The sequence below is a fragment of the Streptomyces sp. NPDC006197 genome (assembly GCF_040613865.1).
Classification (GTDB): Bacteria; Actinomycetota; Actinomycetes; order Streptomycetales; family Streptomycetaceae; genus Streptomyces.
In genome coordinates, this window is record NZ_JBEXSZ010000224.1 from 1 (window position 1) to 8,894 (window position 8,894).

Annotated in this window: 6 protein-coding genes; all 6 read left to right on the top strand. The window is 73.2% G+C overall.

Annotated features, from left to right (window positions below; translation table 11 throughout):
• The coding region (locus tag ABZ318_RS37730) for an AAA family ATPase (protein ID WP_356906943.1) at positions 1 to 2,767 on the top strand (2,767 nt) is incomplete at its 5' end.
• A gap of 192 nt (positions 2,768 to 2,959) precedes the next feature.
• Positions 2,960 to 4,804, top strand: coding sequence for an ABC transporter substrate-binding protein (locus ABZ318_RS37735; RefSeq protein ID WP_356906948.1), 1,845 nt, complete (start codon positions 2,960 to 2,962; stop codon positions 4,802 to 4,804).
• A gap of 3 nt (positions 4,805 to 4,807) precedes the next feature.
• Positions 4,808 to 5,869, top strand: coding sequence for an ABC transporter permease (locus ABZ318_RS37740; protein WP_356906944.1), 1,062 nt, complete (start codon positions 4,808 to 4,810; stop codon positions 5,867 to 5,869).
• A complete protein-coding gene (locus ABZ318_RS37745; protein ID WP_356906945.1) occupies positions 5,866 to 6,750 on the top strand; it encodes an ABC transporter permease in 885 nt (294 codons plus the stop codon). Before ABZ318_RS37740 ends, ABZ318_RS37745 begins: the two co-directional genes overlap by 4 nt.
• The gene (locus ABZ318_RS37750) at positions 6,747 to 7,712 is read left to right on the top strand and encodes an ABC transporter ATP-binding protein (protein WP_356906946.1); all 966 of its coding nucleotides are present in this window, start codon (positions 6,747 to 6,749) and stop codon (positions 7,710 to 7,712) included. Before ABZ318_RS37745 ends, ABZ318_RS37750 begins: the two co-directional genes overlap by 4 nt.
• Positions 7,709 to 8,674 (top strand): ABC transporter ATP-binding protein, encoded by a 966-nt coding sequence (locus ABZ318_RS37755; RefSeq protein ID WP_356906947.1) that lies wholly within the window; start codon positions 7,709 to 7,711, stop codon positions 8,672 to 8,674. The genes ABZ318_RS37750 and ABZ318_RS37755 overlap by 4 nt, the downstream gene beginning before the upstream one ends.
• Positions 8,675 to 8,894: the final 220 nt, after the last annotated feature.

Below are 8,894 nucleotides of genomic sequence, written 5' to 3' on the forward strand. Positions count from 1 at the left end.
GCTCGTCCGGACGTGGATCGCCGCCGTCGAGGCGGCCTCGCTCATCTGGCTCGACGGGGGGAAGCAGCCGCCTGCGGCGGAACTGCGGGACTGGCCCGCCGCCGCCGACGAAGCGGCGGAGTCCGCCGCGGGCGAGGGGACCGACGAACCCGTCGCTCCGGTGGACACCGTCCAGGACTCCCCCGCCGCACCCGGCGAGTCCGCCGCCTCCGGCACCGCACCGGCCGGGGTCGCCACCGACAGCACGACGGACACCGACGACGCCGAGGCGCCGAGCTCGTCGGACGAGCCGGGCGAGTCGGGTGAGTCGGGCCAGTCGGGCCAGTCGGGCCAGTCGGGCCAGTCGAACGACGCGGACGGCTCTGACGGTTCCGACGGCTCGGACGACGCCGAGAAGGCCGAGGCCGCCACTGACGCGACCGGGGCCGAAGCCGCCGACGACACCGCGGGCGCGGAGGACGAGCCCGCCGCACCCGCCGCGGAGACCGAGCCCGACTCCGGGACGGGCACCGAGGCGGAGACCTCCGCCGCTCCCGCCGCCACCCCCCTCCCCGCCGCGCAGCCGGTCGCCGACGCGCCGCAGGGCTTCGGCCCCGGCCCCGTTCCCGGTCCGTACGACGCCGCCGGCGGCGCTCCGGGGCCCTTCCCCGGCACCCCGTACCCCGCCGGGGGGCCGCAGCCCGGGGCCGGATTGCCCCCGCTGCCCCCGTCCTTCCAGCCGGCCGCCCCCGAGCCCGCGCAGCAGTGGCCCGCGCAGCCCGCCCCCGGCGCCCAGCCGGTACCGCCGGCCGCCCCGCTGCCGCCCACCGCCGCCTGGCCCGCCCCCGAGGCGCCCGCGCCCGGTGCGCCCGGCCCCGTACCGCCGCAGGCCCAGCCCCAGGCGCCCGGCGCCTACGGCTACCCGCAGGCCCCGCAGACCCCCCAGCCCCCGGCGCCGCAGGGCGGTTACGGCTTCCCGCACCCCGGGACGCCTCCGCAGCAGGCCGGTTACGGCTACCCGCAGCAGCCCGGAGTGCCCGGCGGTGTCCCGCCGCAGGCGCAGGCGCCGGGCGGCTACGGCTACCCGCACCCCGGAGCCGTACCCCCGCAGGCGGCGCAGGCCTCGCAGCCGCCGTACGACGGTCAGCCGCCGGTGGATCCGCGGACCGGCGCCGCCTGGCCCTCGCCGGTGACGCACGACCAGCGGGAGCGGTCCGTGCCGGGCGCCCCGCTCGGGTACAACGCGGCCGTCGAGCTCTCCTCCGACCGCCTCCTTCGCAACAACAAGCAGAAGCCCAAGTCCAGCCGCAACCCCGGGGCCGCCAACCGCTTCAAGCTCGGCGGCAAGAAGGAGGAGGCGGAGCGGCAGCGGAAGCTGGACCTGATCCGGACGCCGGTCCTCTCCTGCTACCGGATCGCGGTCATCTCGCTCAAGGGCGGTGTCGGCAAGACCACGACGACCACCGCGCTCGGCGCGACCCTCGCCACCGAGCGGCAGGACAAGATCCTGGCGATCGACGCCAACCCGGACGCCGGCACGCTGGGCCGCCGGGTGCGGCGCGAGACCGGGGCGACCATCCGCGACCTGGTGCAGGCGATCCCGTACCTCAACTCGTACATGGACATCCGCCGGTTCACCTCGCAGGCGCCGTCCGGTCTGGAGATCCTCGCCAACGACGTGGACCCGGCCGTCTCGACGACCTTCAACGACGAGGACTACCGGCGCGCGATCGACGTCCTCGGCAAGCAGTACCCGATCATCCTCACCGACTCGGGCACGGGTCTGCTGTACAGCGCCATGCGCGGGGTCCTGGACCTCGCCGATCAGCTGATCATCATCTCCACGCCCTCCGTGGACGGCGCCTCCAGCGCCTCGACCACGCTGGACTGGCTCTCCGCGCACGGCTACGCGGACCTGGTGCAGCGCTCCATCACGGTCATCTCGGGTGTCCGCGAGACCGGCAAGATGATCAAGGTCGAGGACATCGTGCAGCACTTCCAGACCCGCTGCCGCGGCGTCGTGGTCGTGCCCTTCGACGAGCACCTGGCGGCCGGCGCCGAGGTGGACCTCGACATGATGCGGCCGAAGACCCGGGAGGCGTACTTCCACCTCTCGGCGATGGTGGCCGAGGACTTCACACGGGCGCAGCAGGCGCAGGGGCTGTGGACCGGGGACGGCCAGGGCGCCATGCCCCCGCACATGGCCCCGCCGATGCCGGGCCAGCCGATGCCGGAGCAGTACGGGCAGGGTCAGCCCATGCCCGGTCAGCCGATGCCCGGTCAGCCGATGCCCGGTCAGCCGATGCCGGGGCAGTTCGCGCCGGGCCAGGCTCCCGGGCAGCCGATGCCGGGACAGCCGATGCCGGGTCAGGTGCCCGGCCAGACTCCCGGCCCGATGCCCGGTCAGCCGGTGCCCGGTCAGTTCGCGCCCGGTCAGCCGGCCCCCGGTCAGCCGTACGCGCCCCAGCCGCCGCAGCCCGGTCAGCCCTACCCGCCGCAGCCCCAGCCCGGCCAGCCCTACCCGCCGCAGGGGTACCCGCAGCCGGGACAGCCGCTGCCGGGGCAGATGCCCGGGCAGGCGCCCGGCCCGATGCCGGGTCAGTTCGCCCCCGGCCAGCCCGTCCCCGGTCAGCCGTACGGGCCTCAGGCCGGCGCGCCGTACCCGCCGCAGCCGGGTCAGCCGGGCGTCCCGCAGAACTGGCAGCAGCAGCCTCGGCCGCAGGAGGAGACCGAGCCCCAGCAGGGGCAGCCGCTGCCTCCGCAGGCGCCGCCAGCCCCTCAGCAGTAGGGCGTCACAGGCTTAGACCAATGAGGCTCCGTATCGGCTCACCGATACGGAGCCTTTTGGCGTTCCCGCAGTCCACAAGGGGTTTGAGGGATCGTTGACGACGGCAGACCACCGCTGATACACCTTCGCTTCACCCATCGTCAGCCCAAGATCCACGACAGTAACTCCGACGCGAGGTCACGTCCCATGGTCATGGTCACGAAGGTTCCACCCCGCCCCGCCACCGCCCGCAGAGCCCTCCGACCGCTGCTCGCCACCGGTGTCGCCGCCGGTCTTGCCGTCGGCTCCCTCGTCGTCGTTCCCGGCCCCGCGCAGGCGGAGGACGAGAAGTCCGGCGGCACCACCCTCACGGTCGCCGTCTCGCAGAGCATCGACTCGCTGAGCCCGTTCCTGGCCCAGAAGCTCACCTCGACCAGCATCCACCGGCTGGCGTACGAGTACCTCACGAACTACGACCCGAAGGACGCCCACACCATCCCGGGCCTGGCGACCTCCTGGAAGCCCTCGCCCGACAAGCTGACGTGGACGTACACGATCCGCAAGGACTCGACCTGGTCGGACGGGCAGCGGGCCACCGCCGAGGACGCGGCCTGGACCTTCAACAAGATGATGACCGACCCGAACGCCGCCACCGCCAACGGCAGCTTCACCGCGAACTTCGCGCAGGTCACCGCACCCGACCCGGAGACGCTCGTCATCCGGCTGAAGAAGCCGCAGGCGACGATGACGGCCCTCGACGTGCCGATCGTGCCGAAGCACGTCTGGGAGAAGGTCACCGACTTCTCGAAGTTCAACAACGACAAGGAGTTCCCGATCGTCGGGAACGGCCCCTTCGTCATCACGGACTTCAAGGTCGACCAGTACATCAAGCTCAAGCCGAACAAGAAGTTCTGGCGGGGCGCCCCCAAGTTCGACGAGCTGGTCTTCAAGTACTACAAGGACGGGGACGCCGCCGTCGCCGCCCTGCAGAAGGGCGAGGTCTCCTTCGTACCGAACCTGACGCCCGCCCAGGCGGCCGCCCTGAAGACCCAGAAGAACATCAAGGTCAACGACGCCCCCGGCCGCCGCTTCTACGCCCTCGCCACCAATCCCGGCGCGAAGGCCCAGGACGGGAAGACCTTCGGCAACGGGCACAAGGCGCTGCTCGACCCCGAGGTCCGCAAGGCGCTCTTCCTCGCCGTCGACCGCACCACCCTCGTCGACAAGGTCTTCCAGGGCCACGCCGTCGAGGGCGAGGGGTACATCCCGCCGCGCTTCGGCTCGTACTTCTGGAAGCCGGAGGGCACGCAGGAGCGGGCGTACGACCCGGCCAGGGCCGAGCAGGTCCTCGACGCCGCCGGGTACCGGAAGAACGCCGCCGGCAAGCGGGTCGGCAAGGACGGCAGGCCGCTGGACTTCCGGATCCTCTGCCACGCCACCGACCCGAACGACAAGGCGGTCGGCAAGTACCTCCAGGAGTGGTGGGGCAAGCTCGGCATCGGCCTGAAGGTCGAGTGCCTGGACAGCGTCTCCGACCCCTGGGTCAAGGGCGACTACGACCTCGCCTTCGACGGCTGGTCGGTCAACCCCGACCCGGACTACGTCCTGTCCATCCACACCTGCGGCACGCTCCCGGCGACCCCGAAGGACTCCGGCGCCACCGACAACTTCATCTGCGACAAGGAGTTCGACGGGCTCTACGCGCAGCAGGCGGTGGAGTACGACGCCGCCAAGCGGGCGGATCTGGTGAAGCGGATGCAGTCCCGGCTGTACGACACGGGGTACATGAACGTCATGGCCTACCCGAACGCCCTGGAGGCGTACCGCACGGACCAGATCAGGTCCATCACGACCATGCCCGAGGCCGCCGGGAACCTGTGGGGCCAGGACGGCTACTGGAGCTGGTGGTCGGCCGTGCCCACGGCCCGGGCCGAGGACTCCGACGGCGGCTCGTCCGCCGGGGTCGTCATCGGCATCGGCGCGGCCGTGGTGGTCGTGCTCGGCCTCGGCCTCTTCCTCGGTCTGCGCCGCCGCTCCACCGCCGACGACCGCGAGTAGTACGTGACGACGGCAAGCACCCCCGCCGACGTGGCGCGGGCCGAGAAGGCCCGCGCCACGGACGGCGCACCCCGCACCGGTTCCTCCCTCGGCTACCTCCGCCACGCGGCGGGGAAGCTGGGCGGCGCGCTCGTCTCGCTCTTCGCCGTCCTGGTCACCAGCTTCTTCCTCTTCCGGATCATCCCCGGTGACCCGGTGAAGGCGATGACCCACGGCGTACCCACCTCGGCCGAGCAACTCGCCACACTGCGGCGCCAGTTCGGGCTCGACCTGCCGCTGTGGCAACAGTTCACCGACTACTGCGCCAAGGCGCTGAGCGGCGACCTCGGCACCTCGTTCCAGTTCCGCGCCCCCGTCGGGGACCTCATCGCGGAGAAGCTCCCCGCGACGCTGCTGCTCACCGGGGTCGCCGTGGTGATCTACTCGGCGCTCGGCCTGTGGCTGGGCACCCGCTCGGCCTGGCGGCACGGCGGCCTCGGCGACAGGCTGAACACCGGGATCGCGCTGACCCTGTGGTCGGTGCCCTCCTTCTGGCTCGGACTGCTCCTCATCATCGTCTTCTCCGTGGGCATGGGGCCGATCCCGGGCCTCTTCCCGACCGGCGGCATGGAGTCGGGCACGGGCGAGACCGGTCTCGCGTACGTCCTGGACGTCGCCCACCACCTGGTCCTGCCCGTGGTCACGCTCGTCGCGGTCGGCTACGCGCAGACCCTGCTCGTGATGCGCTCCTCGCTCCTCGACGAGATGGGCGGCGACTACCTGACGACGGCGCGGGCGAAGGGGCTGCGGGACGACGCCGTGCGCCGCCGGCACGCCGTGCCGAACGCGCTCCTGCCGACCGTGACGATGATCTTCATCAACCTGGGCCATGTGGCGGCCGGTTCGATCCTGGTGGAGACGGTGTTCTCCTGGCCCGGGCTCGGCGGCCTGTTCTACCAGGCGCTGAGCGTGCCCGATCTGCCGCTCGTGCAGGGCCTGTTCGTGGTCTTCGCCGGAGCGATGATCCTGATGAACCTGCTCGCCGACCTGCTCTATCCGCTGCTCGACCCCCGGGTGGGCCGATGACCTCTCTCACATGGGAGCGCCGCAAGGGTTCGGTCGCGCGCTTCTGGACGTCGTACCGGACCCACCGCGCGGGGCTGTACGGTCTCCTCGGCCTCGCCCTGATCGCCCTGCTCGCGCTCGCCGCCCCGCTGATCGTCGGCTCTGACGTGCAGTCGGTCACGGAGGCGCCGGGCACGGCCCTGGAGCCGCCGAGCGCCGAGTTCCCGCTCGGCACCGACCAGTTCGGGCGCTCGCTGCTCGGGCTGCTGATCTGGGGCGCCCGGATCTCGCTGCTCGTGGGTCTGCTCGCGGCGGCCCTCTCGGTCGCCATCGGGACCCTGGTGGGCATCGTCGCCGGGCACTACGGCGGCTGGTTCTCGACCGTCGTCATGCGGATCACCGACTGGTTCCTGGTGATGCCGACGCTGGTGCTCGCGATCGTCCTCGCCACCGTCATGTCCCGGTCGATGTGGACGGTGGTCCTGGCGATCGGCGTGACCTCCTGGCCCACCACCGCCCGTCTGGTGCGGGCGCAGACGATCGCGGTGGAGTCCCGCCCGTACATCGAGCGGGCGACCGCGCTCGGCGGCGGCCACCGGCACGTCATGACCCGGCACGTGCTGCCGAACGTGATGCCGCTGGTCCTCGCGCAGACCACCCTCGGCATCTCGACGGCCATCCTCACCGAGGCGACCCTCGCCTTCCTCGGCCTCGGCGACCCGACGGTGGTGTCGTGGGGCGGGATGCTCCAGGACGCCCGCGAGGCCGGCGCCGTCTCCTCCGGACACTGGTGGTACCTGGCCCCGCCGGGGATCGCGATCGCCCTGGTCGCGCTCGCGTTCACGCTGTGCGGCCGGGCCGTGGAATCCGTGCTGAACCCGAAGCTGGGGGTGGGGCGATGAGCCTCCTGGAGGTGCGGGGCCTGCGGGTGACGTACGGCTCCGGCACGACCGCCGTGCCCGCCGTGCGCGGGGTCGACCTGACCCTGGAGCCGGGCACCAAGCTGGGCGTGGCCGGCGAGTCGGGCTGCGGCAAGTCCACGCTCGCGCTCGCGCTGCTGCGGCTCCTTCCGGCCTCGGCGCGGATCGAGGGCGAGATCCTGCTCGACGGCGACGACGTCCTCGCCATGTCCTGGGGGCGGCTGCGGGCCGTGCGCTGGGCGGGCGCGTCGATCGTCTTCCAGGGCGCGATGCACTCGCTGAACGCGGTGCACCGGATCGGGGACCAGATCGCCGAGCCGCTGCTCGTGCACGGCCGGGCGACCCCGGCGGCGGCCCGCACCCGGGTCGGCGAACTGCTCGAACACGTCGGACTGCCGGCGGCCCGGGCCGCCGCCTACCCCCACGAGCTGTCCGGCGGCCAGCGGCAGCGCGTGATGATCGCGATGGCGCTCGCCTGCGACCCCCGGCTGATCGTCGCCGACGAGCCGACGACCGCGCTCGACGTGATGATCCAGGCGCAGATCCTGCGGCTGATCGAGCGGCTCGTCGCCGAGCAGTCCATCAGCCTCCTGATGATCAGTCACGACCTGGCGGTCCTCGCCGACACCTGCGACCGGCTCGCCGTGATGTACGCGGGCCGGGTCGTCGAGGAGGGGCCCGCGCGGGCGGTGTACGAGGCGGCCGCGCACCCGTACGGGCGGGCGCTGTCCTCGGCGTTCCCCCGCATCGGCGACCTCGCGTCCCGGCGGGCGCCGCGCGGCCTGCCCGGCGACCCGCCGGACCCGGCCGACCTGCCCGGCGGCTGCACCTTCCATCCGCGCTGCCCGGTGGCGGTGGACGCCTGCGCGGAGCACGACCAGGAACTGCGGGAGGCGGGCGCGGGGCGCCGGGCCGCCTGCGTACACGTGGGGAGCACGTCATGAGCCTCCTGTCGGCGCGTGGACTGCACGTCACCTTCCCGGGGCGGCGGGGCGCGCCGCCCGCGCGGGCGGTGGACGGCGTGGACCTGGACATCGGCGCCGGGGAGATCGTGGCCCTGGTCGGCGAGTCCGGCTGCGGCAAGACGACGCTGGCCCGCTCCCTGCTCGGCCTGGTCCGGCCCACGTCGGGGGCGGTCGCCTTCGACGGGCAGCCGCTCGCGTACTCCTCCGGGGCGCTCAGGGCCTACCGGAAGCGGGCGCAGCTGGTCCTCCAGGACCCGAGCGGTTCGCTGAACCCCCGGCACACCGTGTACGACGCGGTGGCGGAGGGGCTGCGGATCCACGGGTACGCGGGGGACGAGCGTGCGGCCGTCGCCGAGGCCCTGTCCCGGGCCGGACTCCGTCCCCCCGAACGCTTCTTCCTCCGCTACCCGCACGAGCTGTCCGGCGGGCAGCGGCAGCGCGTGGTCATCGCGGGCGCGCTCGTCCTGGAGCCCGAACTGATCGTCGCCGACGAGCCGGTGGCGTCCCTGGACGCGTCCGTACGGGGCGAGATCCTGGCGCTGCTGCTGCGGCTCCGCGACGAACTGGGCCTGTCCGCGCTCGTGGTGACGCACGACCTGGGCCTCGCGTGGAACATCGCGGACCGGGTGGCGGTGATGTACCTGGGCCGGGTGGTGGAGACCGGCACGGTGGAGTCCGTACTGACGAACCCTCAGCACCCTTACACGCGGGCTCTGTTGTCGGTCCTCCCGGAGTCGGAGGGCGCTCCGGTGGTCCTGACCGGCGAGCCGCCGGACCCGTCCCGCATCCCGTCCGGCTGCCGCTTCCACGCCCGCTGCCAGCTCCTCGCCTCGGGCGAGGCGGTCACGGTCGCGGACCGCTGCCGCGGGGAGGACCTGCCGGTCCTGGGCGGCGGCGGGGAACAGGCGGTGGCCTGCCACTGGGTGACGCGGGGGGCCTGAGCCGCCCCCGTCGTGGGCAGTCACCCCGCCGGGACGGTGCCCACCCCCCGTTGTGGGCAATCGTTCCGCCGGGGCGATACCCGCCCACCCCGTTGTGGGCAATCGTTCCGCTGGGGCGGAACGGGTGGGCACAACGGAACGGCGCCCCTTGCCGGGCCTAGGCTCCCGCGCCCGAACCCGCACCACTTTGTGCGCCGCCGCTCGGGGTACGGGTCCAGGC